At 53.7% G+C, this 26,188-nt stretch carries 26 protein-coding genes; 25 read left to right on the plus strand and 1 reads right to left on the minus strand.

The window, feature by feature from the left end; translation table 11 throughout:
- Positions 1-77: 77 nt before the first annotated feature.
- The 7 genes from NST43_RS31550 to NST43_RS31580 all read left to right on the plus strand — a co-directional run bounded on the left by NST43_RS31550 (position 78) and on the right by NST43_RS31580 (position 5,910).
- Positions 78-353 (plus strand): Veg family protein, encoded by a 276-nt coding sequence (locus NST43_RS31550; protein ID WP_036696386.1) that lies wholly within the window; start codon positions 78-80, stop codon positions 351-353.
- A 229-nt stretch (positions 354-582) separates the two neighbouring features.
- Positions 583-759, plus strand: coding sequence for a small, acid-soluble spore protein, alpha/beta type (locus NST43_RS31555; protein ID WP_209994364.1), 177 nt, complete (start codon positions 583-585; stop codon positions 757-759).
- Positions 760-1,019: 260 nt separating this feature from the next.
- Positions 1,020-1,874, plus strand: coding sequence for a 4-(cytidine 5'-diphospho)-2-C-methyl-D-erythritol kinase (gene ispE / locus NST43_RS31560; protein WP_339221447.1), 855 nt, complete (start codon positions 1,020-1,022; stop codon positions 1,872-1,874).
- 76 nt (positions 1,875-1,950) lie between these two features.
- Positions 1,951-2,778 (plus strand): pur operon repressor, encoded by an 828-nt coding sequence (purR, locus tag NST43_RS31565; RefSeq protein ID WP_209994366.1) that lies wholly within the window; start codon positions 1,951-1,953, stop codon positions 2,776-2,778.
- Positions 2,779-2,987: 209 nt separating this feature from the next.
- Positions 2,988-3,275, plus strand: a complete 288-nt coding sequence (spoVG, locus tag NST43_RS31570; RefSeq protein WP_036696395.1) for a septation regulator SpoVG — start codon at positions 2,988-2,990, stop codon at positions 3,273-3,275.
- 173 nt (positions 3,276-3,448) lie between these two features.
- Positions 3,449-4,849 carry a bifunctional UDP-N-acetylglucosamine diphosphorylase/glucosamine-1-phosphate N-acetyltransferase GlmU gene (gene glmU, locus NST43_RS31575; RefSeq protein WP_339221449.1) on the plus strand — a complete coding sequence of 467 codons (1,401 nt, stop codon included), beginning with the start codon at positions 3,449-3,451 and terminating at the stop codon, positions 4,847-4,849.
- Between the two features lie 107 nt (positions 4,850-4,956).
- A complete protein-coding gene (locus NST43_RS31580; protein ID WP_019914487.1) occupies positions 4,957-5,910 on the plus strand; it encodes a ribose-phosphate diphosphokinase in 954 nt (317 codons plus the stop codon).
- A 102-nt stretch (positions 5,911-6,012) separates the two neighbouring features.
- Here the strand turns inward: NST43_RS31580 and NST43_RS31585 are convergent, their stop codons facing one another.
- Positions 6,013-6,213, minus strand: a complete 201-nt coding sequence (locus tag NST43_RS31585) for a hypothetical protein (RefSeq protein WP_036696494.1) — start codon at positions 6,211-6,213, stop codon at positions 6,013-6,015.
- Positions 6,214-6,304: 91 nt separating this feature from the next.
- Between NST43_RS31585 and pth the strand changes: the two genes are divergently transcribed.
- The 18 genes from pth (at position 6,305) to hpt (ending at position 26,153) form a co-directional block, all read left to right on the plus strand.
- Positions 6,305-6,865 (plus strand): aminoacyl-tRNA hydrolase, encoded by a 561-nt coding sequence (gene pth, locus NST43_RS31590; protein WP_209994367.1) that lies wholly within the window; start codon positions 6,305-6,307, stop codon positions 6,863-6,865.
- 89 nt (positions 6,866-6,954) lie between these two features.
- Positions 6,955-7,185 carry an anti-sigma-F factor Fin family protein gene (locus NST43_RS31595; RefSeq protein WP_036696405.1) on the plus strand — a complete coding sequence of 77 codons (231 nt, stop codon included), beginning with the start codon at positions 6,955-6,957 and terminating at the stop codon, positions 7,183-7,185.
- A 132-nt stretch (positions 7,186-7,317) separates the two neighbouring features.
- Entirely contained in the window at positions 7,318-10,842 is a 3,525-nt protein-coding gene (mfd, locus tag NST43_RS31600) for a transcription-repair coupling factor (protein ID WP_339221452.1), read from the plus strand.
- Positions 10,829-11,878, plus strand: a complete 1,050-nt coding sequence (locus NST43_RS31605) for a peptidylprolyl isomerase (RefSeq protein ID WP_339221453.1) — start codon at positions 10,829-10,831, stop codon at positions 11,876-11,878. Before mfd ends, NST43_RS31605 begins: the two co-directional genes overlap by 14 nt.
- Before the next feature lie 216 nt (positions 11,879-12,094).
- On the plus strand, positions 12,095-12,637 hold the full coding sequence (gene spoVT, locus NST43_RS31610; protein WP_209994370.1) for a stage V sporulation protein T: 543 nt from the start codon (positions 12,095-12,097) through the stop codon (positions 12,635-12,637).
- A 205-nt stretch (positions 12,638-12,842) separates the two neighbouring features.
- Positions 12,843-14,495 (plus strand): polysaccharide biosynthesis protein, encoded by a 1,653-nt coding sequence (locus NST43_RS31615; protein ID WP_209994371.1) that lies wholly within the window; start codon positions 12,843-12,845, stop codon positions 14,493-14,495.
- A 71-nt stretch (positions 14,496-14,566) separates the two neighbouring features.
- Entirely contained in the window at positions 14,567-16,066 is a 1,500-nt protein-coding gene (gene mazG, locus NST43_RS31620; protein WP_209994372.1) for a nucleoside triphosphate pyrophosphohydrolase, read from the plus strand.
- Between the two features lie 324 nt (positions 16,067-16,390).
- Entirely contained in the window at positions 16,391-16,663 is a 273-nt protein-coding gene (locus NST43_RS31625; RefSeq protein WP_036696423.1) for an HU family DNA-binding protein, read from the plus strand.
- Positions 16,663-16,941, plus strand: coding sequence for an RNA-binding S4 domain-containing protein (locus NST43_RS31630; protein ID WP_036696426.1), 279 nt, complete (start codon positions 16,663-16,665; stop codon positions 16,939-16,941). Before NST43_RS31625 ends, NST43_RS31630 begins: the two co-directional genes overlap by 1 nt.
- Positions 16,942-17,082: 141 nt before the next feature.
- Positions 17,083-17,367, plus strand: coding sequence for a sporulation protein YabP (gene yabP / locus NST43_RS31635; protein ID WP_209994373.1), 285 nt, complete (start codon positions 17,083-17,085; stop codon positions 17,365-17,367).
- Complete coding sequence (gene yabQ / locus NST43_RS31640) at positions 17,364-17,927, plus strand: spore cortex biosynthesis protein YabQ (RefSeq protein WP_209994374.1); 564 nt, start codon at positions 17,364-17,366, stop codon at positions 17,925-17,927. Before yabP ends, yabQ begins: the two co-directional genes overlap by 4 nt.
- A 30-nt stretch (positions 17,928-17,957) precedes the next feature.
- Positions 17,958-18,293, plus strand: coding sequence for a septum formation initiator family protein (locus NST43_RS31645; RefSeq protein WP_209994375.1), 336 nt, complete (start codon positions 17,958-17,960; stop codon positions 18,291-18,293).
- Between the two features lie 125 nt (positions 18,294-18,418).
- Positions 18,419-18,919 carry a S1 domain-containing RNA-binding protein gene (locus NST43_RS31650; protein WP_036696437.1) on the plus strand — a complete coding sequence of 167 codons (501 nt, stop codon included), beginning with the start codon at positions 18,419-18,421 and terminating at the stop codon, positions 18,917-18,919.
- 451 nt (positions 18,920-19,370) lie between these two features.
- Positions 19,371-21,878, plus strand: a complete 2,508-nt coding sequence (gene spoIIE, locus NST43_RS31655; RefSeq protein ID WP_209994376.1) for a stage II sporulation protein E — start codon at positions 19,371-19,373, stop codon at positions 21,876-21,878.
- 485 nt (positions 21,879-22,363) lie between these two features.
- Positions 22,364-23,110, plus strand: a complete 747-nt coding sequence (locus tag NST43_RS31660) for a VWA domain-containing protein (protein ID WP_339221457.1) — start codon at positions 22,364-22,366, stop codon at positions 23,108-23,110.
- Positions 23,094-24,038 carry a serine/threonine protein kinase gene (locus NST43_RS31665; protein WP_339221459.1) on the plus strand — a complete coding sequence of 315 codons (945 nt, stop codon included), beginning with the start codon at positions 23,094-23,096 and terminating at the stop codon, positions 24,036-24,038. Before NST43_RS31660 ends, NST43_RS31665 begins: the two co-directional genes overlap by 17 nt.
- An 86-nt stretch (positions 24,039-24,124) precedes the next feature.
- The gene (tilS, locus tag NST43_RS31670; RefSeq protein WP_339221460.1) at positions 24,125-25,567 is read left to right on the plus strand and encodes a tRNA lysidine(34) synthetase TilS; all 1,443 of its coding nucleotides are present in this window, start codon (positions 24,125-24,127) and stop codon (positions 25,565-25,567) included.
- A 46-nt stretch (positions 25,568-25,613) separates the two neighbouring features.
- Positions 25,614-26,153 (plus strand): hypoxanthine phosphoribosyltransferase, encoded by a 540-nt coding sequence (gene hpt, locus NST43_RS31675; protein ID WP_036696450.1) that lies wholly within the window; start codon positions 25,614-25,616, stop codon positions 26,151-26,153.
- Positions 26,154-26,188: the final 35 nt, after the last annotated feature.

The following is a 26,188-nucleotide window of genomic DNA, read 5'->3' on the forward strand; positions in this document are numbered from 1 at the left end:
TCTATAATTATTTATTTAATTTGACAACGTCATAAGGAAGTTGTATAATGGACAAGGAAAGAGGTGGTCGTCAGGTAATGGCTAATAACGCGCTGTTAGAAATTAAACGCAGTCTTGAAGCTCACGTCGGTCATAAGATCACGTTGCGGGCTAACGGTGGCCGTCGTAAGACCGTTGAACGCACCGGTGTCCTGGAAGAAACGTACCCTTCTGTATTTATTGTCAAACTTGATCAGGAGCAGCAGACCTTCAAGCGTGTCTCCTATAGCTATGCCGATATACTTACTGAATCTGTGGAAATCACAGTTACCGAAGACGATGGGCAGATGCGGATTATGTATATCAAAGCTTAGCGTCATGGCAGTCTCCCTTGCAGGGGGGCTGTTTTTTGATAGAATTTTTATGTTTTGGGGTCCCCGCAAAGTACCTGAGTCATCATCGAAGCTAAAGCCCCACTTTGTGGGGTTATTTTGCATGTAGGGGGTCTTCCTGAATTATGCTGCATGACACTTGCCCCTTGGCTGCATACTACATAGGCAGTACGTACGTTCATCATAGGGCAGCATAAAGGAGGAATTCGTAATGAGCCGCAGAAGACGGAGTATGATGTCGGAGGAATTGAAGACGGAGCTTGCCAAGGAGCTTGGGTTCTACGAAACGGTTGAGCAGCAGGGCTGGGGCGGAATCCGGGCAGTTGATGCCGGGAATATGGTGAAGCGGGCCATTCAGCTGGCGGAGCAGGCTGCGCGCAAATCATAAGAGCTGTAGCGGTGTTCTGCCGCACCGGGGTATCGCCAGCTGGCGGTACCTTTTCTGCTTGAAATATAAGCGTATTTATACGTTTTACACTATAAATTATCCTTCTATTTCTCGCCGAAACGGTACCGTCCTTTAAAAAGAACGGTAAAGCCGTTTCCACTTGATAGAACCGGATGTTTATTTAATGGACTTCACTGCCAGTTTCTCATATAATATGTTAAGTTGTTTTTTACGGGAAAAGCTGAGGGTGGGTGAACGCCTTGAAAATGTATGAGAAGGCACCGGCAAAAATTAATCTGATGCTGGATGTTCTGCATAAGCGGGCTGACGGATTTCATGAAGTGGAAATGATAATGACAATGGTCGATCTGGCGGACCGTCTGGAGCTGTCGGAGCTGAAGCGGGATTCGATTATTATCTCAAGCCAGGCCGGATATATTCCGCTGGATGAGAAGAATCTGGCCTTTCAGGCTGCAAGACTGATCAAGGACCGGTATAACGTGAGAAGCGGTGTACATATCCATCTGGACAAAAGAATTCCGGTCGCTGCCGGCCTCGCCGGCGGCAGCAGCGACGCTGCGGCTACGCTGCGCGGTCTAAACCGGCTCTGGCGCCTGGGTATACCGGTGCAGGAGCTGCAGGAGCTAGGTGCCGAGCTGGGTTCGGATGTCCCCTTCTGTGTCACAGGAGGCACTGCCCTGGCTACGGGCAGAGGAGAACGGCTGACCCGTATCACGAATCCGCCGCAAATGTGGGTCATCCTGGCGAAGCCGCCGATCAATGTATCGACGGCTGAGGTATACGGCCGCGTGCGCGCAAGCAGCATAACAGTGCATCCGTCCGCGCTCCAGATGCAGCAGGCCATTGAGGCCGGTGACTTCGCAGGCGTCTGTGCGGGCCTCGGCAACGTGCTGGAGGATGTGACCCTGAAGCTGCATCCTGAGGTGCAGCAGCTCAAGGAAGCGATGCTGAAGCTGGGTGCGGACGGCGTGCTGATGTCGGGAAGCGGTCCGACTGTATTTGGCCTCGTCTCCAAGCAATCCAAGGTGGCAAGAATCTATAACGGGCTGCGCGGATTTTGCAAGGAAGTCTATGCAGTGCGTTCACTGAGCTAAGTGGTTTCCGCTTGTATAAATCCGTACAATAATGATATTATTCATAGTAATATTCGGTTTTGGCGAGGAGCATTCCGTGAAAAAACTTAAACGAAGCCAACGGTTAGTTGACATGACTCAATTTTTACTGGAGAAGCCGCATGATCTGCTGCCGCTGTCCACTTTTGCAGAGCGGTATGGTGCGGCGAAGTCATCGGTCAGCGAGGACCTGGCTATTATAAAAGAGGTATTTGAAGGCGAAGGAATGGGCGAGCTGCAGACATTGGCCGGGGCAGCGGGCGGAGTACGGTATATTCCGCGCATGCCTATGGATATGGCGCTTGCCTTCGTGAACCGGCTGTGCGGGCAGCTTGAGCAGAGCGACCGGATTCTGCCCGGCGGTTATCTGTACATGTCCGATCTGCTCGGCCTTCCATCCCTGATGGAACAGGCCGGCAAGATCATTGCCACCGCCTTCTACGGGGTGGAGATTGATGTTGTGATGACGGTGGAGACCAAAGGGATTCCGCTCGCTTATTCAACGGCTGCGCAGCTCGGGCTGCCGGTAGTGCTGGTCCGCCGCGACCATCAGGTAACGGAGGGCTCGGCTGTAAGCATCAACTATGTATCGGGTTCCCATAAGAGCATTCATACGATGTCCCTGTCCAGACGGGCGCTGCGCGAGAAATCCCGGGTGCTGATTGTCGATGACTTCATGAAGGCAGGCGGTACTGTACGCGGAATGGTCGATCTGCTGGGTGAGTTCAATGCTGAGGTCGCAGGTGTAGGCGTGCTCGTAGAGTCCGGCGCCGTGGAGAATGAAGAACGTCTGCTGCATGACTACGTGTCGCTGGTGAAGCTGACAGAGGTGGACTCCAAGGTGCGGCGCATTTCGGCATTTCCGGGCAACTATTTCTCCTCCTGACGAGCGGGAAGTGCCGGTTCTGAAAAGCAGTGCATAATGTCGAAACTATGAGGATTCTTAAGATAACTGCACGAAATCTGTCGAAATTAGGGATTCGGCAAAAATAATCTTCTTAATCAGGCATTATTTGGAATGAAAAAGAAGGAATTCGCTTTGCTGTGTGGAATTATACACCAAGTCTCTGATGGAAAAAGGTGGTGAACACACACATGCAAATTACGGATGTCAGACTCCGCCGCGTCAACTCTGAGGGGAGAATGAAAGCAATCGCATCCATTACAATCGATAACGAGTTTGTTGTTCATGACATTCGCGTCATCGACGGGAATAACGGGATGTTTGTTGCAATGCCCAGCAAGCGTACACCTGACGGAGAATTCCGCGATATCGCACACCCGATTTCTTCGGGAACGCGCGAAAAGATTCAATCTGCGGTTCTGGCCGAGTACGAACGTGCCGCTACGGAAGAAGAAGAAGTTATTGAAGAGGGAGCTTAAGCGGTGAACCGCTGACTCTCTGGGATTTGCCGCCTCCCCAGGGCGGCATTAGGCCATACCGGATTTTATTGGGGTTCGAAGAAAAGGGAATCATGCCTGCATGGTTCTCTTTTCTTTTTGCCCGGAATGAGATATATTCAGTAGTGAGTTCAAGAAGTAGGAGGTTGGCATTCTTGAAAAGAATGGCTGTTGTACTTGCTGCAGGTCAAGGCAAGCGCATGAAATCTAAATTATACAAGGTACTGCACCCTGTCTGCGGTAAACCGATGGTAGGGCACGTGCTTGATACAGTGAAGGCGACCGGGTGTCAGCGTAACGTAGTTGTCGTAGGACACGGCGCCGAGAAGGTTAAGGCATACTTAGGTGAGGATGCCGAATATGTGCTGCAGGGTGTCCAGCTTGGAACCGGCCATGCCGTCAAGCAGGCCAAGGATCTTCTTGGAAGTGAAGAGGGAACCACCATTGTCATCTGCGGAGATACGCCGCTTGTGATGAAGGAGACGCTCGAAGGCATGATGGCGCTGCATGAAGCGCAGAACGCTGCTGCAACGGTCCTAACGGCTGTTATGGAGCAGCCTGCCGGATATGGCCGGATTATCCGTGGTGAAGATGGCGGAGTGCTGAAGATTGTGGAACAGAAGGACTGCACGGAGAGTGAAGCTGCGGTTCACGAAATCAATACAGGGACGTACTGTTTTGATAACGCCAAGCTCTTTGCTGCTCTGGAGAAGGTTACGAACACCAACAACCAGCAGGAGTATTATTTGACGGATGTCATTGGCATACTCCGGGCGCAGGGCGATATCGTCCTGGGTTACCAGACCCATGATGCCACAGAGTCCATTGGTGTGAATGACCGACTGGCGTTGTCTGAAGCTGAAGGCTATATGCGTCAGCGTATCAACCGGGGGCATATGCTCGGCGGAGTAACTATAATCGACCCGGCTTCAACCTATATCGGATCAGATGTTGAGATTGGAGCAGATACGGTGCTGTATCCGGGCACGGTGCTCAAAGGCAAGACCGTGATCGGTGAGGATTGTGTGATCGGACCGGCAAGCGAAATTGAAGACTGCATGATTATGGACGGTGCTGCCGTTAAGCAGTCAGTCCTGAATCAGGCTAAGGTCGGCGCACGGGCTTCCGTTGGGCCTTTTGCATATTTGCGTCCGGGTGCCGTGCTTGGCCAGGAGGTCAAGATCGGCGATTTCGTGGAGATCAAGAATGCTACGATCGGCGATGGCTCCAAAGTATCTCATTTAAGTTATGTCGGTGATGCTGAGATCGGCAAGAATGTGAATATCGGCTGCGGCGCCATCACTGTTAATTATGACGGCTATAATAAGTTCAGAACCGAGATCGGTGACGATGCCTTTATCGGCAGCAACGTGAATCTTGTCGCTCCGGTAACGGTAGGCAAAGGCGCATTTGTTGTCGCCGGCTCCACCATCACCCGTCCGGTTGCAGAGAACGATCTGGCGATTGCCAGAGCAAGGCAGGAGAATAAGCCGGGTTATGCAGAGAAGATCCGCTCCCGGGCCAAAGCGAAGAAAGACCAGCATAGTCCATCGTAAAGCTGTAAGCAGAAAGCAGCTGTAGGCTTAAAGCGCCGGACGGACTTCTTGCACATCCGCGCCGGCACTTTGGCAAGTTAAATTCCGTCACGGAGGGTTTATATTTTATGACTTATTGCGATTCCAAACTCAAGATTTTCACCTGCAACTCCAATCCTAAGCTGGCCAGCCAGATTGCCGATTATATCGGTATTCCGATGGGCGAGTCCCATACGACCAGCTTCAGTGACGGAGAGATTCAGGTTAAGCTGTCGGAGAGTGTCCGGGGCTGTCATGTCTATATCGTACAGTCCACCTGCGGACCGGTGAACGACAATCTGATGGAGCTTCTGGTTATGGTAGATGCGCTTAAGCGTGCCTCTGCAAAGAGCATCAATGTCGTGATTCCTTACTACGGGTATGCCCGTCAAGACCGTAAGGCCCGTTCCCGTGATCCGATTACGGCCAAGCTGGTAGCGAACCTGATTGAGAAGGCAGGTGCACATCGCGTCATTACCATGGACCTTCATGCGATGCAGATTCAAGGCTTCTTCGACATTCCTGTGGATCATCTGCTGGGTGTTCCGATTCTGGCCCAATACTTCCGTTCCAAGCAAATTCAGAACCCGGTAGTCGTCTCTCCTGACCATGGCGGTGTGGTACGTGCCAGAAAGCTGGCCGACTTCCTCAACGCTCCGCTGGCGATCATCGACAAGCGCCGTCCTGAACCGAACGTCAGTGAGGTTATGAACATTATTGGTAACATTGAAGGCAAAACAGCGATTCTAATCGATGATATCATCGATACGGCAGGAACGATCGTTCTGGGAGCCAATGCTCTGATGGAAGGCGGCGTGAAGGAAGTCTACGCCTGCTGTACGCATCCTGTATTGTCCGGTCCGGCGCATGAACGTCTGGAGAACTCGCCGATCAAAGAAATTATCGTGACGGATACCATTCCTATTCGCAGCAGCAACCCGACATCCAAGCTCAAGGTGCTGTCCGTAGCTCCGCTTATGGGCGAAGCTATCATTCGCGTGCATGAAGAGCTGTCGATCAGCAAGCTGTTCGAAATCGAATAGACTGCAGTCAGATCAGCAGAAAAAGGGTTACACCTTTCGTCAAGCGGAAGGTGTAACCCTTATCGGCGTGATGCAGCGGCCGGGACTGAGGTTAAATAGGCTTCAATATCCCGGACGGGAGATGAAGGTGAAGAGGCTGCGGTTGTACAGTGTACCCTGCAGCTCTACGAAGCCTTCATCCACCGCTGTAATCACACCGATGTCTACGTGCGCGTTCCCCCTATAGACTTCAACAGGCACAGCATATTGAATATGGTACTGGAAATGGCGCTGCAGTGTTAAAATATCGCCCTGATGTGGCATGTTCATCACCTGTCTCCGGAGTATAAACTTATTGTACCAAAAACGGAACTCTTCTGCTGAGAGTACCGGGTGGAAAGGATAAACCTTAATTATGAAATGGATTGTTGGACTTGGGAATCCCGGACCGCAATACGCGAAAACCAAACATAATGTCGGCTTCATGGCCCTCGATGTGCTTGCGTCCAGACACGGAATTGCTTTTAACCAGAATAAATGCAAATCGGTGATCGGTGAAGGGGTGATCGGCGGTGTGAAGACGGTACTGATCAAACCGATGACCTTCATGAATCTGTCGGGGGAAGCGGTACGGGCTTATATGGATTATTATAAGGTCCAGCTGGAAGATTTGATTGTAGTCTATGATGATCTGGACACGGAGCTGGGCAAGATCAGGCTGCGTTACCAGGGCAGTGCCGGCGGGCACAACGGTATCAAGTCCATCATTCAACACACGGGCACCCAGAGCTTCAACCGGGTGCGGATGGGGATATCCCGTCCGGAGCCGGGCTTTGCTATAGTGGACTATGTATTGTCTACCTTCGCCAAGAAGGATGGAGCAAGGCTTGAGAGCATGATAAGTGATACTTGCGATGCTGTGGAATACAGCCTGCAGCACACCTTTGAACAGACCATGGCCAAATTCAACGGATGAAATACAAGGCATAGGGCTCAGGAATTGAGGCTAAAGCCATCCCAGGCGGGGCATACTGGAGGTATATACTACCTTCAGGAGGCATATAGATGGCAATACACTATGTATGCAGGCACTGCCGGACGTTCTTGGGAAGCATTGGCAGAAGCGATATCACAGAGATGCAGCTGGGGCTGCAATCCTTGACCCCTGCGGAGCGCAGAGATATAATAGCGTATGATTCAGAAGGCGAGATTACGGTGAAGGTGACCTGCGATTACTGCAAGCAGGCGCTGGATAACAACCCCGAGCTCAGTCTGCTGGCCAGTCCGCTTCAGTAAGGTGGAAGCGCCTGTCTCTATCGTCATCCGCAAGCCTTGGCCTTATCCGCTAAGGCTTGTTTTCGATTCCAATTATAATAGGTGACAGCGGCGCTGCCGTTGTCAGCCTGTTTAGTAAGAGAGGTGCACCTGTTGTTACAAGGTCTTATAGAAGCTTTTTCGAAGGATTCCGATTTCCAGTCTGTCACTCGCGGTATCGCTGCAGGTATGAAGGAACAGCTTATCTCCGGTCTGTCCGGCTCGGCCAGACAAATCATGCTGGCTGCGCTGCATGAAGAGGTGCAGCGTCCGCTACTGGTAGTGACCCATAATATGTTCTCGGCCCAGAAGATGGCTGAGGATTTGCAGGAAGCGCTTTCCTCGGAGCAGGTGCTACTCTATCCGGCGAATGAGCTGGTGGCGGCTGAAGCCGCTGTCTCAAGTCCCGAGACGCTGGCCCAGCGGATTGATGTGCTGACACGCTGCGCCAAGGGCTTCCGTGGAATCGTAGTGGTTCCATACTCCGGCGTGCGGAGGCTGCTTCCCGCTCCACATATCATGGCTGAAGCCCAGCTTACGGTTTCGCAGGACGGAACCCTTTCGCTCGATGACTTCCTTATGTCCATGATTGAGATGGGTTATGAGCGGGTGGAGCGTGTAGAGAACCGTGGTGAGCTAAGTGTACGCGGCGGTATTATCGACTTCTATCCCATGACCTCTCCACTGGCTTACCGGGTGGAGCTGTTTGATGATGAGGTAGACTCCATTCGTACCTTCGATCCTATGGATCAGCGCTCCATTGATAAGGTCCGCAGTGTGAAGATTACACCGGCCAAGGAGATTATCGCTGATCAGCTCCGCCAGGATGCGGCTTCTTCTGCTGCATCTGCGATGCTGGAGCGGCAGCTGGAGAAGATGAGTGACCGTCAGGCCAAGCTGCGCCTGCGTGAGGAAATGGGCCGGGAGCTGGAGATGCTGCGGCAGGGCACCTATTTCCCGGAGGTCTATAAATATATCAGTCTGCTGTATCCGGAACGCTCTCATTTGTATGATTACATGGCTCAGGATACCTTGCTTGTCCTGGATGAGCCGGCCAGACTTCTGGAGACCGCCAAGCAGCTGGAGCGGGATGAGTCGGAATGGAATCTGCACTTGCTGCAGAACGGCAAAACGCTGCCCGAGCTGCATCTCTCTGTCGACAGCGATGTTATTATGTATCAGCGTCCGTTTCAGAGCCTGTTTATGTCGATTTTTCTGCGCCAGGTTCCGCATATTCAGCCACAGAACATTCTGGGCTTCATCAGCCGTGGAATGCAGGATTTCCATGGTCAGATGAATGTGCTGAAATCCGAGATGGAGCGCTGGCATAAGTCCGGCGTGAAGGTTGTGATGCTCGCGAATGGCGAGGAGCGGATGGAACGCATCCGCCGGGTGCTGGAGGACTATGGCATCGAAGAGCCAACCATCCTGCAGGGCAACCTGGGCTCCGGCTTTGAGCTTCCTTCGATTCATCTGGCTGTGATTACTGAAGGTGAGATGTTCTCGCAGAAGCAGCGCAAGGCGCGGAAGGTCTCCAAGAGCATTGATAATGCCGAACGGATTAAGAGCTATACCGAGCTGAAAATTGGGGATTATGTGGTTCATCAGAATCACGGGATCGGCAAATATATGGGCATCGGGACGCTTGAGGTCAGCGGCATTCACCGTGACTATATGCACATCCTCTATGCAGGAGGCGACAAGCTCTCTGTTCCGATTGAACAGATTGATCTGATTCAGAAATATGTAGGCTCGGAAGACAAGGAGCCTAAGGTATATAAGCTGGGCGGTAATGAATGGACACGCGTTACCAGCAAGGTGCGGAGCTCCGTCCAGGATATTGCCGATGATCTGATCAAGCTGTACGCGGAGCGCCAGAGCGCGCTTGGCTATGGCTTCGAGAAGGATACGCAGGAGCAGCACGAATTCGAAGAGATGTTCCCGTATGAGGAGACCCGTGACCAGCTTAGAGCGATCGAAGAGATCAAGAAGGATATGGAGCAGAACCGTCCGATGGACCGCCTGCTCTGCGGCGATGTAGGCTATGGCAAGACAGAGGTGGCGATCCGGGCTGCTTTTAAATCTGCGATAGAGGGCAAGCAGGTGGCGGTACTCGTGCCGACGACCATTCTGGCGCAGCAGCACTATGAGACCTTCCGCGAGCGCTTCGCCAATTATCCGTTGAATATTCAGGTGCTGAGCCGGTTCCGCAGCCGCAAGGAGCAGAATGAGACGATCAAGGGAGTACGCCAGGGGACTGTGGATGTGATTATCGGCACCCACCGGCTGCTGTCACAGGATCTAGTTTTCAAGGATCTCGGCCTTCTGATTGTCGATGAAGAGCAGCGGTTTGGCGTGACCCACAAGGAGAAGCTGAAGCGGCTAAAGACCAATGTCGATGTATTGACTCTGACAGCAACACCGATTCCCCGCACACTGCATATGTCGATGCTCGGGGTGCGTGACTTGTCGGTTATTGAGACACCACCGGAGAACCGCTTTCCCGTACAGACGTATGTCGTAGAGCACAGCCAGACGCTGACCCGGGAAGCGGTAGAGCGCGAGCTGGCCCGTGGCGGGCAGGTCTACTATCTGTACAACCGTGTACAGGGTATTCAGGAAATGGCGGCGCAGATCTCCATGCTGGTGCCGGAGGCAAGAGTGGGTATCGGGCATGGGCAGATGTCAGAATCCGAGCTGGAGAAGACGATTCTCGACTTCCTGGACGGAGAGTATGATGTGCTGGTCAGCACCAGTATTATAGAGACGGGTGTCGATATTCCTAACGTGAATACACTTATCGTTCATGATGCTGACAAAATGGGCCTGTCCCAGCTGTATCAGCTGCGCGGACGCGTCGGCCGTTCCAACCGGATTGCTTATGCCTACTTCACCTACCAGCGCGATAAAGTGCTGACAGAGGTGGCTGAGAAGCGCCTGCAGTCCATCAAGGAATTCACGGAGCTGGGATCAGGCTTCAAAATCGCCATGCGTGATCTCTCCATCCGGGGAGCGGGCAATCTGCTGGGAGCGGAGCAGCACGGCTTCATTGCCTCAGTCGGCTTCGACCTGTATTCGCAAATGCTGGCGGAGGAAATCCGCAAACGTAAGGTGAGTGTGCTTGGTGAGGAGGATACTTCGCTGAAGCAGGGGAATACGGTCATTGATTTGTCGATTGACGCCTATCTTCCTTCCGAGTATATTTACGACAGTATCCAAAAAATAGAAATCTATAAAAAAGTGGCTGCGGTGGCTACCTTCGAGGACGCCTCGGAGCTTGAGGATGAGCTGCTGGACCGGTTCGGCGAATTGCCGGAGGCCGTTATTAATCTGCTCTCTGTGGCCCGGCTGAAGGTCTACGGCAAGCTGTACGGCATGGAATCCATGGTCCGGCGCGGGGATGATGTAGCACTTAATTTCCACGAGGGAAGCCTCGGGGCCTTTGATACGGCAAAGCTCGCCAAAGTTGGTAATAGCTTTGAAAGGCGTGTACAATTTGATAAGGATGCCCAGGCAACCATTCGGATCAAAGCTAAGGATTTAGGTGACAAGGAGCTGCTGGATGTGCTGGAGCAATTCCTGGCGGCAGCCAAACAGTCTTTAAAATCGAAGGGAGAATTACACAATGTCGTTAAATAAAAAATCCTGGAAGGTACTGGTGGTCTCGCTGACCGCAGCCCTGTCCTTCTCCATGCTTGCTGCCTGCAGCAATAAAAGTGATGATACTGCGGTGGCAACGTATAAGGGCGGCACCATTACCCAGAAGGAATTCAATCTGGATACCCGCATAATGAAATTCCTGTCCCCTGAGCAGGCGCAGTATCTGGAGATTGATATGTTCAAGGAGTCCATCCTGAAGCAGGAGGTCGCGTTCGAATACTTGGCGGACAAGGCCACGGATGAAGCGAAGAAGGCTGCAGAAAAAGAAGTCGATACACAGATTGGCTCTATCAAGACTGCGCTGGGCGACAAATACAAAAGCACGCTGAAGGAACAGGATCTGAGCGAATCGGACCTGCGTTCGTATATGAAGCGTGTACTTACCGTATATCAGGACATGCTGCTGAAGTTAACGGACGAGCAGGTCAAGACCCATTATGAAGCCACCAAGGCTGACTATACAGTGGCTACACTGCGTCATGTATTGGTTGGCTTGACCGATAGTGCCGGTAAGGAGCGTACTGATGCCGATGCGCTGAAACGCGCCCAGGAAGTGAAGGCGAAGCTGGATGGCGGTGCGGACTTTGCAGCCGTTGTCAAGGAATACTCGGATGATACCCGCACGAAGGAAACCGGCGGTGAATACAAGGACAAGGCTCTGGTAGATTATGTAGCAGAGTTCAAGGCTGCGGCCCATAGTCTTCCGCTGAATACGATCAGTGAGCCGGTCAAGACCACCTACGGATATCACATTATCAAGGTGGAAGCCCGCAAGGACACTACCTTCGATACGCTGACTGCCGACCAGCTCAAAGCCGTGAAGAACGCTGCGGCTTCTGCGAGCCTGGAGACCTTCCTGGAGAAGGACCTGGATAGTCTGGAGATTAAAATCAATCTGCCGAAGAGTTCTGCTGCTGCAGGCAGCGCGGGAGCCACAGCTACACCGGCTCCGGCTGCGGGTAGTGACACGCCAGCCGCTACAGATGCACCGGCTGCTACAGAAGCCGCCAAATAAATTAAGGCTGGACAAGCCGCCTGATGCGCCACGCATCCGGGCGGCTTTTTTTGTCGATACAGAAGGAAATGCGGAGAAGCGGGCGGGGAGATGTATAAGGAACTGGGAAGAGATGAATACTATGGTCAGATATTACGATAAATCACTGGGATTAACCATTCCCATAATGGACAGTAGTTGGACCATACTTCTTAAGAAAGCGGGGCAACATGTGAAATGAAAGCTACTGGAATTGTACGACGTATTGATGACCTCGGACGAGTTGTTATCCCCAAAGAGATCAGACGCACCTTGCGGATTCGTGAGGGCGATCCTCTGGAAATTTTTGTTGACCGCGATGGTGAGGTTATACTGAAGAAATATTCGCCGATTGGTGAATTGGGCGATTTCGCTAAGGAATATGCAGAGTCGCTGTATGAAGGAACAGGGCATATTACCATGATTACGGATCGGGACACGTTCATCGCGCTCGCCGGCGGGTCCAAGAAGGATTATCTGGAGAAACAGGTCGGTGTGCTGCTGGAGAAAGTAATGGAAAGCCGTAAAACGATGCTTGAGAACAATGGTGGCAGCTATGATATCAGCAAGGACCACTCGGAGCTGTTATCCACCTATGTGGCCGCGCCTATTATCTCCGGAGGAGACCCCATTGGCTGCGTAGTGCTGCTGAATAAGGATGATTCGGTCAAGATGGCCCAGATGGAAGTAAAAATGGCAGAGACAGCCGCAGCCTTCCTGGGCAAGCAAATGGAGCAGTAATCAGCTAGTGTGACAGCCCCGCTTTTCCTTTGGTTATAATAACCGTTGGGAATAGCGGGTTTTTGCTGTGGAATCGGGCTGCTCAGGAATAGAAGCACGGCCATTTACACTTCTACCCTTAGATAAGTTATAATATAGAAATTCATTTGCTTAGGTAAAGCAAGCTCTATATTATGGCAGTTATAGCTGTAGAAGCAGGTAAACGATGACATCCAACACTCAAGGCTCGAAGCTGCTACAGGGCGCTTTTATTCTCAGCGCGGCAGCTATTTTCTCCAAATTGATCGGTACGCTTCAAAAGATACCGTTGCAGAATCTGGGCGGTGACGCCGCGTTCGGCATCTATAATACGGTCTATCCGCTGTATACCATTCTGGTTACGGTGGCGATGCTCGGACTGCCTGCCGCCATCTCGCGGTTCGTGGCTGAGGCTTCGGCGGCACAGGATGTGCAGAAGGGGCGGCGGGTGCTGCTGCTATCAGCCGGAATTACGGCGGCCAGCGGCCTTCTGCTCGGCATTCTGGTCTACGCCGGGGCTCCGCTCATAGCGGTATGGGTCGGCAGCTCCCATATTGTTCCTGCTCTGCGCAGCAGCGCCTGGGGGCTGGCGGTGGTGCCGCTGATGGCGGCGCTGCGCGGCTACTTCCAGGGACTGCATAATATGATGCCGACCGCAGTGTCGCAGGTGGTTGAGCAGTCGGTACGTGTAGCGGTTATGATCGCGCTTCTGCTGTATCTGACGGGCGCGGGCGCAGATGCGGCAGGAATTGCTGCCGGTGCGATGCTGGGCCCCGCCGGAGGCGGGATCGCAGGTCTTGGCGTGATGCTGCTGTATTGGCGCAGCCACCGCCGGGGGTTGCAGGACAGGCTGCCCCAAGCTCCGCTTAAGAATAGAACGGCATCGGCCGTAATAAGTGCTAAGCAGGGCGTTCCTGCCCGCGAGCTATTAGCCTATGGCCTCCCGGTGATGCTGGGCGCGCTGGCGGTTCCGTTAATCGGCCTGGTCGATGTCTTCACGGTTCCCCGTCTGCTGGCAGGGAGTGGCAGCAGTGAGACGGCTGCGATGGCCCAGTTCGGCATCTATAACCGCGGGCTGCCGCTCGTGCAGATTGTAACGATGCTGGCGACCTCGCTCTCGGTCGTCTTCATTCCGGCGCTGGCCGAAGCGAAGTACCAGCGGGATGAGGCCTTGATCCGCACGCGCATCACGCTGTCGCTGCGCTGGTTCTGGCTCCTCGGGCTGGCCGCGTCCGTAGGCCTGGCCGTGCTTGCAGAGCCGGTGAACACGGCTCTGTACGGAGATGCCGCCGGCAGCGGCGCGATGACCTGGCTGGCCTTCACCGCCGCGGGCGGCACGGTCAGCATCATCTCCGCCGCGCTGCTGCAAGGTCTGGGCGCCGTGCGTGCGCCGGCGCTGACCCTCCTGGCCGCCGCCCTGCTTAAGGCGGCCCTCAACCTGCTGCTGGTCCCGCAGCAGGGCATTACCGGTGCGGCCATCGCTGGCGTGGCCGCACATCTCTTCGCAGCAGCGCTGAACGTGCTGCTGCTCTACCGGCAGGGCTATCTGCAGCTTCGCTTCGCAGATGCCCTGCTGAAGCCCGCGGCGCTGCTCGCGGGCCTGGGGCTGGCCGCCGCAGCCGTGAGCCACGGCGCAGCCAGGGCGGCAGACGCCGCCGGCTTCGGCGGCGGGCGGACCGCGGCCCTGGCGCAGAGCCTGCTCGGCGTGCTCGCAGGCTGCGCCGTCTTCGCACTCGGCGCAGTGGCGCTGCGGCTGCTCAGCGAGAGCGAGCTGCGCCAGCTTCCGGGCTTCGGCCCGCGCTTAGCGGACAAGCTAAAAAAGCTGCGCCTGTTCCCTTAAGGCGCTGACCATACATAGCGCAGCCACCCTGCGAATAGCAGCAGGCGGCTGCCTGGAAGGAGTAGACTGGCATGAGCGCAATATTAACGATCGTCGGCCTGGGCTCCGGGAATCCGGACCGGCTGACACTGGGCATCATCAAAAAGCTGAAGGCGGCCTCCGCCGTATACGTGCGGACCGCAGAGCATCCCGTCATGGCTGCTCTGGCGGAGCTGGAGATATCCTGGGAGTCCTTCGACGGGTTGTATGAGTCGCTGGAATCTTTCCCTGAGGTCTACGAAGCCATTACGGCAGCACTGCTGGAGAAGGCTGCGGCCGCTCCGCAGGGCACGGAGATCGTCTATGCCGTGCCGGGTCATCCCATGGTGGCCGAATCCGCCGTCTCCCTGCTGCGTAAGCGGTGCCCGGAGGCGGGCATAGAGCTGAATATCCTCGGCGGTGAGAGCTTCCTCGACGAAGCGTTCGTCCGTCTGGGCTTTGATCCGATTGAAGGCTTCCAGCTGCTGGATGCCTCCGGTATCCGCAGCTCCCAGCTTCACCCGGAGCTGCACACCCTGATCGGACAGGTCTATGACAGCTTCACCGCGTCTGAGACCAAGCTCTGCCTGATGGAGCTGTACCCGCCCGAATATGAGGTGATTGTCGGACATGCGCTTGGTGTGGAAGGCGAGGAGCGGATTCACAGAGTACCCCTCTACGAGCTGGACCGGCTGGATGGCTATGGCAATCTGTCGCTGGTCTATGTTCCTGCGAGCCTTGCGGATGAAGCGCGTAACCGCACCTTTGCCCGGCTGCATGAAATTGTCGATATTCTGCGGAGCCCCGAGGGCTGTCCCTGGGACCGTGAGCAGACGCATGATTCCTTGCGCAAGAACCTGATTGAAGAGACCTATGAGGTGCTGGAGACGATTGACGAGGATGATCCGGACCATATGAAAGAAGAGCTGGGCGACCTGCTGCTCCAGATTATGCTTCACTCCCAGATGGAAGAGGAGCTGGGGACCTTCGGTGTCTACGATGTCATTGAGGGGCTGAATGAGAAGCTGCTCTTCCGCCACCCGCATGTATTCGGTGATCAGGCGGCCGGCAATGCCGAGGAGGCGCTGCAGAACTGGGAAGGGATGAAGGCCGAGGAGAAGCGGCGCAAAGGCGTGAAGCCCGAAGCCCTGTCCGCACTCAGCGGGGTTCCGAGGGATCTGCCGGCACTAATGAAGGCGTACAAGCTGCAGAAGAAGGCATCCAAAGTCGGATTCGACTGGGACAACACCGGCGATGTGCTGGCTAAGATCCGTGAGGAGATTGACGAGCTTCAGGAGGCGATTGAGACGGGACAGTCCCCAGAGGAGCAGATGCTGGAGCTGGGCGACCTGTTGTTCGCAGCCACTAATGTGGCCCGCTTCATCGGAGCTGATCCGGAAGAAGCGCTGACCCGCACCAACCGCAAATTCGTAGCCCGGTTCCAGTATATTGAGCAGCGTCTGCGGGATCAGGGGGTCCGGCTGGAAGACAGCTCCCTGGAAGAGATGGAGGCCCTCTGGCAGGAAGCCAAGGCAGAAGAGCGGAAGCAGTAGGGAGCTATCAGCAAGGACTTCCGTGAGAAGGCTTGAACGTCATAGAATAATAGTCTTCTGCGGTATATCCCGCGCGTTTCACGGCAATGCTGTGACTACGGCGCGAATCTCTGATTTGAAATGCAATGAGAGGTTTATAATGTTATAGTGCTATAAGCCCCCATATCCTACGCAAGATGTTACTTTTTCAAAAAAAACGGCGGATCGTGGCAGGAATTGAGGGTGGAATCCAGAATATCATAAAGACGAAATGACGATTTGCCGTGATTTTCCGGTAAACCTGATTTTCATTTATTTTTTGTATCCTAGGAGGAACTTCAAATTATGAACAAGACAGATCTGGTAAACAACATTTCCGAGAAAAGCGGATTGGCCAAAAAAGACGTAGAAACCGTACTCAACGGAGTTCTGGGCGAAATTACAGAAGCTCTCGCAAGCGGAGATAAAGTACAGCTGATCGGCTTCGGTACTTTTGAAACGCGCAAACGTTCCGGCCGTACCGGCCGTAACCCGCAATCGGGCGCACCTATCGAAATTCCTGAATCCACAGTGCCGGCCTTCAAGGCAGGCAACAAGCTCAAAGAAGCCGTTAACTAATGCGTCTGGACAAGTTCCTGAAGGTCTCCCGTCTGATCAAGCGCCGCACCGTGGCCAAGGATGTGTCCGAACAGGGCCGGGTGTTGATCAATGGACGGGAGTCCAAACCGAGCAGCACGGTGAAGATCGGTGACGAGATTACCGTGCAGTTCGGCCAAAAGCTTGTGACGGTCAAAGTGGAAAAGCTGGTGGAAACCACCCGCAAGGACGAGGCCGCCGGAATGTATACCCTGCTCCGTGAAGAGCCCGTTGTCAAAAGCACTGGACTCGACTGGTAGCAGAACATTGAAGTGTAAGGTTAAGAGGTATTCCCGAAGCCGGAAGACGGCGGAGCGGAATACCTCTTTTTTCTTCTTTTAACCGGTTCTATACCCTGTCCTTCCTTCATAGATTAGAACCAAGAAGGAGGGGTACATGCTATGATCGAGCCAGCCAAAGGGAGCAAACAGCATGATCTGCACATGCGCAGCCGCAAGCAGATTGAGCTTACAGGTGTGCAGAATGTGGAGAGCTTTGACAGCGAAGAGTTTCTGCTGAGTACAGAACTCGGCCAACTGACTATACGGGGTACTCATTTACATATCAAGAATCTAAGTCTGGAGAATGGAATGCTGTCCCTTGAAGGCAATGTTCATTCCCTGATTTATCTGGACCCCGGGGCACAAGGTAAAAATAAAGGGATTCTCCGCAAGCTGTTTAAATGAATCCCTCCGTTCAATGGATCACCCTGCTCTATATGATTCTGGCCGGCATTGCCATGGGACTGGCCTATGACAGCTACCGGGTGCTGTCGCAGAAGCTGAGATTTCCCCGTTGGCTGAATGCGCTGCTGGATCTGCTGTACTGGATAGGGGCGGCCCTGCTGGTCTTTCGTATGCTTTATGCCGGAAACCAGGGGCAATTGAGGTTTTATGTCGTTCTTGGCCTCTTTCTAGGAGTATGGATCTATTTTTTGATCTTCAGTATTACGGTACAGCGTTTTGTGGTAAGGTTAATTCAGTCGGTTCAGTATGCAGGCAGGATGCTATGGCGGTTCGTTACCATAGTCATTGGAGGTCCGATTCTCTGGCTGTGGCGCCTGGTTAAGGGAACGCTGCGGCTGCTCGGCCGGGTCCTTCTTTATATTTTTAAGCTGCTGCTGCGTCTAACCAAGCCAATCTGGGTACTTCCTGTAAGGTGGGTCTCTCCGTATGTATCCCGGTTCGTTCACAGTGACCGGATGGTGAGGATCACCGCTTGGATATCAGGGTGGCGGAAGCGTTGACCTTGAACCCTGGAACTGGAGGTAAGCTGAATGAACAGATTCTCTGCGGATGAGAAGGATAATAATCACCATGCTTCGGCCGCAGGCGCGAAGAGAAGAAAGTTTATATGGATTCTTGTGATGGCTGTATTCTTCGGCTGGGCCGGATTCACTTTCTTTGCCCAGAGCGCAGCGATCGCCGACAAGAGCGCACAGCTCGCCCGTAAGACAGAGAACAGTGAGAGTGTAACAGCCACGCTGAATCAATTGAAATATGAGGTCTCGCGCCTGAATGACGATGAGTATATCGGACAATTAGCGCGTAAATGGTACAATATGTATCCTGCAGGGGAATCACCTATCCGTACCGAGCAATCCGGGCAATAAAAGCAGGCGAAAAGAGGCTTACGCTGTGTTGCCTTGCTTTGCTCTTTACTGTATAATCAAATCACCGCAGACAGGATGGACATTATATTCGTCTGTATATTTTTAAGGGAGGATCATTTTATTCTATGGCAATTGAAGTGGGCACCAAGTTAGAGGGCAAGGTGACAGGCATCACGCATTTCGGAGCATTTGTGGATCTGTCAGGAGGTGTCACAGGTCTCGTTCACATCTCGGAGATCGCCGATAACTACGTCAAGGATGTTAACGATCATTTGAAGATTGCGGATGTAGTAACCGTTAAGGTGATCAATGTTGACAAGGACGGCAAGATCGGACTTTCCATTAAGCAAGCCGTTGATAAGCCGGCATCGGAAGTACGTCCCCCCAGAGCTCCAAGACCAGAACGTCCAAGCGGTGGAGACCGTTTCGGCGGTGGTGGCGGCAGTGGCGGAGGCGGCGGTGGATTCAATCGTGAACGGGGTGGGCGTCCATTCAAGCCTGCAGCCGGTAAACCTTCATTCGAGGATAAAATGTCACGCTTCCTGAAAGACAGCGAAGAACGGATATCTTCGATCAAGAAGAACACAGAAGGAAAGCGCGGCGGCCGAGGAGCCAAGCGCGTATAATCTGAGTCTTGTACATCATAAATAACCGCTGGGGCGCTTGCGCCCTTCGCGGTTTTTTTGTTGCGTCTGGGCGCTTTTCCACTTCATTGCTGCAAAGTCAGCTTGATTGTGATCCAATCAGGAGTTGTATGCTTCCAGCAGGCTTACGGCGGCAGGCTATTTTTGTCGGCTCAGAACAAATTGCCGACAGCATCCAAGCCATTCTCACATAACTCAAGGGCAATCGCTGACGAATGCCCGCGCGGGCGCTACCTGCAACCGGCAGCGTGAGCGCAGCAGTCTGCAGCCGATCTAGTACCCCGTAAGGGATTGGAAGGCTTTTCCACAGAATGTCGGGACAGGCTTTTTTGTCGGAAATTTTTTACAGATTGCTCTCCGTTTCTGACAAACTTTCTTAAGACCCCCGCTATATAATGAGAATCATAAAATTCATAAACGGGTGGTGCAGGGAATGAGTAAAAGCAATGTGGTGAATTTGCCGGAGTGGACAAGAGCAGGAAGCAAAGACAAGAATCAGAAAGAAGCCTTAGGAACGCGCTTGAAGGCGTGGGGCACCAAGCTGCCGGTTCTCCAGTTCATCGCGGTCAAGAAGTGGGTGCTGCTGCTGAGCCTAATGGGCTTTTTACTGGGACGGGCTATGATCCTGGATGAGCTTACCCCGTTTGCTGCTGCTTATTTCGCCGTCATTGTATTTATGCGCAGGGATTCCATGCTCCCTGTGGCCGCAGCCATCGTGCTCGGCAGTCTCTTCACACCGTTTCCGGGTGCCATCGTGGTTGCTGCGGAGCTGATTATTTTTTACCTGATCTATAAAGGGCTGGAGAATTTCCAGCGGGTGGATCTGTCTTATGCCCCATTGATGGTGTTCGTGGCAACTTTTATGGTGGGATTGTTCCAGGTCGTCATCGGTCCTTCGCTCACGTGGTATCCGCTGATGATGGCGGCCATTGATGCCATACTCGGTTTCGTGCTGACACTGGTATTCCTGCAGGCGCTTCCTTTATTCACCTATAAGCAGAAAAGCAGGGCACTCCGCAATGAGGAGGTACTCTGTCTGATCATCCTTCTGGCTTCCGTAATGACCGGCCTTGTTGGCTGGACCATTAACGGTCTATCGCTGGAGCATATCTTATCGCGGTTTCTGATTCTGATCTTTGCCCTGGCCGGGGGGGCGCCGCTTGGCGCAGCAGTTGGCGTAGTGACGGGGCTGATTCTCAGTCTGGCCGATATCGGAGCCATCTATCAAATGAGCCTGCTGGCCTTTGCCGGGATGCTGGCAGGCATGATGCAGTCCGGACGCAAAGGGGCGGTCTCGATCGGGATGCTGCTGGGATCAACGATTCTATCTGTCTATTTCATGGGACCGGGCGATGTCATGAATTCTACCTGGGAGACCTGCGCAGCCGTAGTGCTGTTTCTTCTAACACCTAAGGGGATGATTACTGCCATTGCCAAATATGTACCAGGTACGGCCGATCACAGCCGTACCCAACATGAATATGCCCGGAGGGTCAGGGATATTACAGCAGACCGGGTGACCCAGTTCTCGCAGGTATTCCAGCAGCTCTCCAGCAGCTTCGGGCAGATTCCCCGGGCCGCAGAGGCGGGCAAAAGTGACCGTGAGATGGAGGACTTCATGAATACGGTAACAGAGGGAGCCTGCGCCGGGTGCATCCGGCGGACTCACTGCTGGGATGCCAAGTTCTATCAGACCTACAGGTATATGACGGACATGATGACCACGGTCGAGGAGTGCCCGGATATTACCGCTGCCCAGCTGCCGCCGGAGTGGAGCCGGATCTGCGGCAGGACGGGGGAGGTTCTTGAGGTCATGAAGGGCCAATATGAGCTATACCAGCATGATATGCGCTGGAAGCGGCAAATATACGACAGCCGCCAATTTGTGGCCGAGCAATTATCCGGCGTCTCGCAGGTGATGGAGGATCTGGCGAAGGAAATTAAGCGGGAAGGGCAGGCGATGTACCGGCAGGAGAGCCAGATCCGGGAGGCGCTGGAGAAGCTGGGCTTATCCATTCACAGCATTGAGATTCTGAGCCTCGATCCCGGCCGGGTGGAGATTGAGGTCGTGCATGCCTACACCCGGGGCTTCGATGAATGCCGCAAAATGATCGCTCCGCTGCTCTCCGATATTCTGGAAGAGAACATCGCGGTTGTGAGTGAGACCGCCGTCCATCCCCGCGAGGGCTTGTCGATGGTGACGTTTGGTTCGGCCAAGGCTTATGAGATTAATACCGGCGTAGCCGCGGCGGGGATGGGAGGCGACATGCTGTCCGGCGACAGCTTCAGCACGGTGGAGCTAGGCAATGGCACCTTTGCCGTATCCATCAGTGATGGAATGGGCAATGGGGAGCGGGCCCGGATGGAGAGCAGCGCTGCCTTGTCCATGCTGGAGAAGCTGCTGCAATCGGGCATGGATGAGAAGCTGGCGGTGAAATCCGTGAATTCGATTCTGCTGCTGCGCTCCCCGGATGAATTCTACGCTACAGTGGACATGGCGCTGATCGACCAGTATTCGGCGCAGACGATCTTTATGAAGATTGCCTCCGCACCGAGCTTCATCCGGCGGGGCAGCGAAGTGATTCCCGTGACGGCCAGCAATCTGCCGATTGGAATCATCAAAGATATTGAGGTGGACCTGGTCACCATGCAGCTGCGTCCCGGCGATATCCTGATTATGATGACCGATGGTATTTATGATGCGCCGGGATATGCCGTTAATAAGGAGATATGGATCAAACGCCTGATCCAGGAGCTGGAGGGCGATGACCCTCAGGATATGGCAGACGAACTGCTGGACAAGGTAATCCGCTATCAGGGGAATGAGGTCCATGATGATATGACCATTGTGATCAGCCGTGTGGATCATTACCACCCGGAATGGTCCAGCTTGCATATGCCTGGCGTCGGCCGGATGGAGCGCCCGCGTACGGTTAGCTAACGCAGCTGGGATACGCTTACCGGGCACCACTTGAGTCTCATTCTGATTAAGCTGGAAATGTTGTACGAAATGCAGCCTGGTGTTGAAGATACCCGCTGCTGAAGCTCGATTGTTGCATGAATTGCAAGATTTTTTACACTAATCTAATTTAGGGAGGGGGATTCCTGCCTTTTGTGCAACAATTTCAGTATTTAGACGGATTAACGGGAGGAGAGTTGTATTTAAGGCAGGATTAGGAGATTCGGAGCTGGAGTAAGACTCTGAAGTGTAGAAGCGTCAGCGTTCGCCTTTGTCTTCCGATTTCAACCGCAAACCGCGGTCTCAAATCAGGAAATCGGAAGACAACAGCGATCGGAAGTCCACAATTCTTGCAGTGACCCTTACCTCACCTTGATTTCATTCCAAAGTTTTTCAGCTATAGGCGGCGTTTGAAATCTCTCAACCTTGGCAATGCTAGTAACTAGACAAGGAAGGGAGGAATGGTCATGAAGCAAATTCTGCTGATCACGGACGGTTGTTCAAATGTGGGGGAGAGCCCGGTGCTGGCGGCAGCACATGCCCGTCAGGAGGGCATCACGGTCAACGTGGTAGGGGTCGTGGATTATGGAACCATCGGTGAGCTGGGCAGCCGGGAGATTGCCGACATTGCCAAGTCCGGGGGCGGGATCAGCCGGATCGTGGGGACCCCGCAGCTGGCCCAGACCATCCAGATGATGACACGCAAGACAGTGGTTCAGACCATTCAGCAGGCAGTGAATAAAGAGGTGCAAAAAATTCTCGGCGACGGCTCGCTGGCGGAGCTGCCTCCGCAGCAGCGTTCACAGGTAGTAACCGTGGTCGATGAGCTGACGGAGACCTCGCCGCTGCGCATAGCGCTATTAATTGACGCAAGCGCCAGCATGAAGCCGAAGCTTGGCGCGGTGGAGGACGCCATCCGTGATCTGGCGCTCAGTCTGGAGGCCCGGGAAGGGAGCAGCGAGATTGCCGTGTTCCATTTCCCCGGGCGCTCCAGCAGTGAGGATGCCATGCTGGATATGGACTGGACGCGGAATGTATCCGAGGTCCGCTCCCTCTTTTCCAGACTGAAGATGCGGGGGGCTACGCCGACCGGACCGGCTATTTTCAAGGTGCTGGAATATTATCGTTATGATAAACTGGAGGAACATCGTGATTATCTTCCAGGGGAAGATGACGGGGCAAGAGAAGGGATGATTGGTGGGTATGTCGTCTAATCCATCCTATCCGGCAGGCACAGTAATTACCGGCAAATGGCGGGGGAACCGCTATGTTGTCGAACGTGTGCTGGGGAAAGGGGCAAACGGAACCGTATATCTGGTGCAGCGGGAAGGCCGGCGGGAGCGGTATGCGCTTAAGATCGGATACGATACGCTGGAGCTGCAGTCTGAGATTAACGTGCTGACCTCCCTGCAGTCCTGCCGCAAGCGCAGCGAGCATCGGGCCCGCAAGGAATCGCCGTTGTCCTCTTACCTGCTTGAATCCGATGATTTCAAGGACCGGGAGCATACGCCCTTTTATGTGATGCGTTATGTGGAAGGAAGGCCGCTGCACCATTTCCTGTCCAGGAACGGTGCTTCCTGGCTGGGGCTGGTCGGAATGACAATTCTGGAGAAGCTGCAGACGCTGCATGAGTGCGGCTTCGTGTTCGGGGATCTGAAGCCGGAGAATGTCATGGTATCCAGCTACGGGGAAGCCGAGCTGATTGATTACGGAGGGGCAAGCCCCATCGGCCGCAGCGTGAAGCAGTTCACCGAATGGCATGACCGTGGATTCTGGAATGCCGGCAGCCGGACGGGCGACGAGAACTATGATTTGTTTGCTTTTGCCGTCCTGTGTCTGCGGCTGCTTAATGAAGAAGGGTTGAAGTCCGCCGCCCAGCAGCTGCCGCAGACAAGGAGCGTAGAGGAACTGCTGAAGCTGGCCAGAGAGCTGCCGGATAAGAAGCTGTCTTCCTGGCTGTGCCTCGCGCTCAAAGGCGGTTTCCCCGGTTCCGCGCAGGCTACGGAGATCTGGAGAAGCCACATTTACAGAGGACGGAAGACTGGTCATGAGACGATGGCGACCCCACGCTGGCTCAAAAATGCATTTGGTCTGTCTTTATTTCTGCTGGCGTTCACGCTTTACTGGGTTTTCCGTTTCTGAGAATTGACAGTTGTAATTGTACATACTTACTAAGATGCTGACCGCCGGAGCAGGCCGCGTTAGGGATGGCAGGAAAGGAAGCCCCTATGGAGCACAGGAAAGAACTGGTGGAATCCGTAATAGAAGCTGCGGCTGAATATGAGCTGTGGGCGCCCCATGACACCATTGTAGTCGCAGTTTCCGGAGGGCCGGACTCTGTGGCTCTTTTGCGTGTTCTGCATGACATATCCCTGACCCGGATGCCGCTGTCTCTGATATGCGCCCATGTCAATCACGGCTTCAGAGCGGAATCAGCAGAGGAAGCGGAGCTGGTCCGGGCCTTGGCGGCAAGCCTGCGAATCCCCTTCGAGCTGGGCGAATTCGATATTCCGTCCATCATCAAGGAGAGCGGGCTCGGCCCGGAAGGGGCTGCACGGGAGAAGCGTTACCAGTTCCTGATCGCTACCGCACACCGTTACCACGCGCGCTCTGTTGCGCTGGCCCATCATGCAGACGATCAGGCCGAGACGGTGCTTATGCGGCTGTTGCGGGGGAGCGGGCCTTCGGGACTTGCAGGCATGCGCTGGAAACGGACTGAAAAAAAGGTGGAACTCATCCGCCCCTTCCTGCGTATTAACAAAACGGCTCTTGTCGGCTTTTGCCAGGAGGAGGGTCTTGCTTATGCGGAGGATGCAACCAATCTCCTGACGAAGTACAAGCGCAATGCAGTCAGGCTGGAGGTGCTGCCTATGCTGGAGCAGCATAATCCGAGAGTGAGACAATCGCTTCTGCAGCTGGCTGAAATTGCCTCGGCGGAAGATGAATATATGGAGGCGAATGCGGCAAAATGCTTTGATGAGCTGGTTTTCACCGAGCATGGAAAATACACCTTGAAGAGAGCTGACTTTGCAGCCATACCCTCCGCTTTACAACGGCGTTTGATTAAACTAATATTAAATTATCTGTCGGCGGATTCATCATTCATGGATTACCCCAAGATTGAAGCAGTACGCCGGGGAACGCTGCAGGAATACCCTACCGTCTGGACGCTGGATATGGGTGGGGGTTATGTCTGTGTGCGGCAATATGATACCATTGTGTTCTCGTCCAAGCCCTTGATCCGGCAGGTAAGCTATACATACCGGCTGTCTTTGACTCATCCCCGGATTAAGCTGAGGGAGATAGGAAAGGTTATGACGATGAAGGTGCTTGCGAGAGAGGTTTTTTCTGCACAGGAGGAGGATTACGGGAAGAACTCGGCTTGGTTTGACGGGGGCGATCTTGTCCTGCCGCTTACCATTCGTTCCCGATTGCCTGGAGATACCATAAGGGTTATGGGATTAAACGGAAGCAAAAAGGTAAAAGATATTTACATTGATGATAAAATACCTTCTTCCGAACGTCCTGCAATTCCCCTTGTTTGTGATGCGCTGGGCAATATCGTCTGGATTCCGGGCGTAAGACGCTCGATGCATGCCGCAGTTGGGCGGCACACGGTCTCGGTTCTGCTCCTGAGCCTCGAAGATATGGAACAGGGTGAAGAATCGTAATGGCCGAAGTAAGTCTTTCATAAGTATATCTTAGGAGGTTCGCAAGTTGCAGAATGATATTCAAGAAATCTTGATCAGCGAAGAAGAAATTCAACAGAGAATCAGGGAGCTTGGCGCCCAGCTGAGCAAGGAATATGCAGACCGCACACCTTTAGTGATTTGTGTACTCAAAGGTGCGTTTATTTTTATGGCGGATCTGGTTAAAGTGATTACAGTACCCGTTGAAATGGACTTCATGGCGGTATCCAGCTATGGCGGTACAACCAAATCATCCGGCGTAGTCAAAATCATTAAGGATTTGGACACATCGGTTGAAGGCCGTGATGTTCTGATTGTCGAGGATATTATCGACAGTGGCCTTACACTCAGCTATCTGATTGACATGCTGCAGGGGCGCAATGCCGCTTCTGTCAATGTAGTCACTCTGTTCGACAAGCCCTCGGGCCGCGCAGTTAATCTTGAAGCCCAGTATACCGGCTTTGTGATTCCTGATGCATTCCTCGTAGGCTATGGACTGGACTATGCCGAGCTGTACCGGAACCTCCCTTACGTCGGTGTACTGAAGCCTGAGATTTATACCAAATGAACTACCCGACAGCCTTAGATCTACGGATCACTTTT

This window comes from Paenibacillus sp. FSL H8-0332, from assembly GCF_037963835.1.
GTDB lineage: Bacteria > Bacillota > Bacilli > Paenibacillales > Paenibacillaceae > Paenibacillus_AQ > Paenibacillus_AQ rhizoplanae.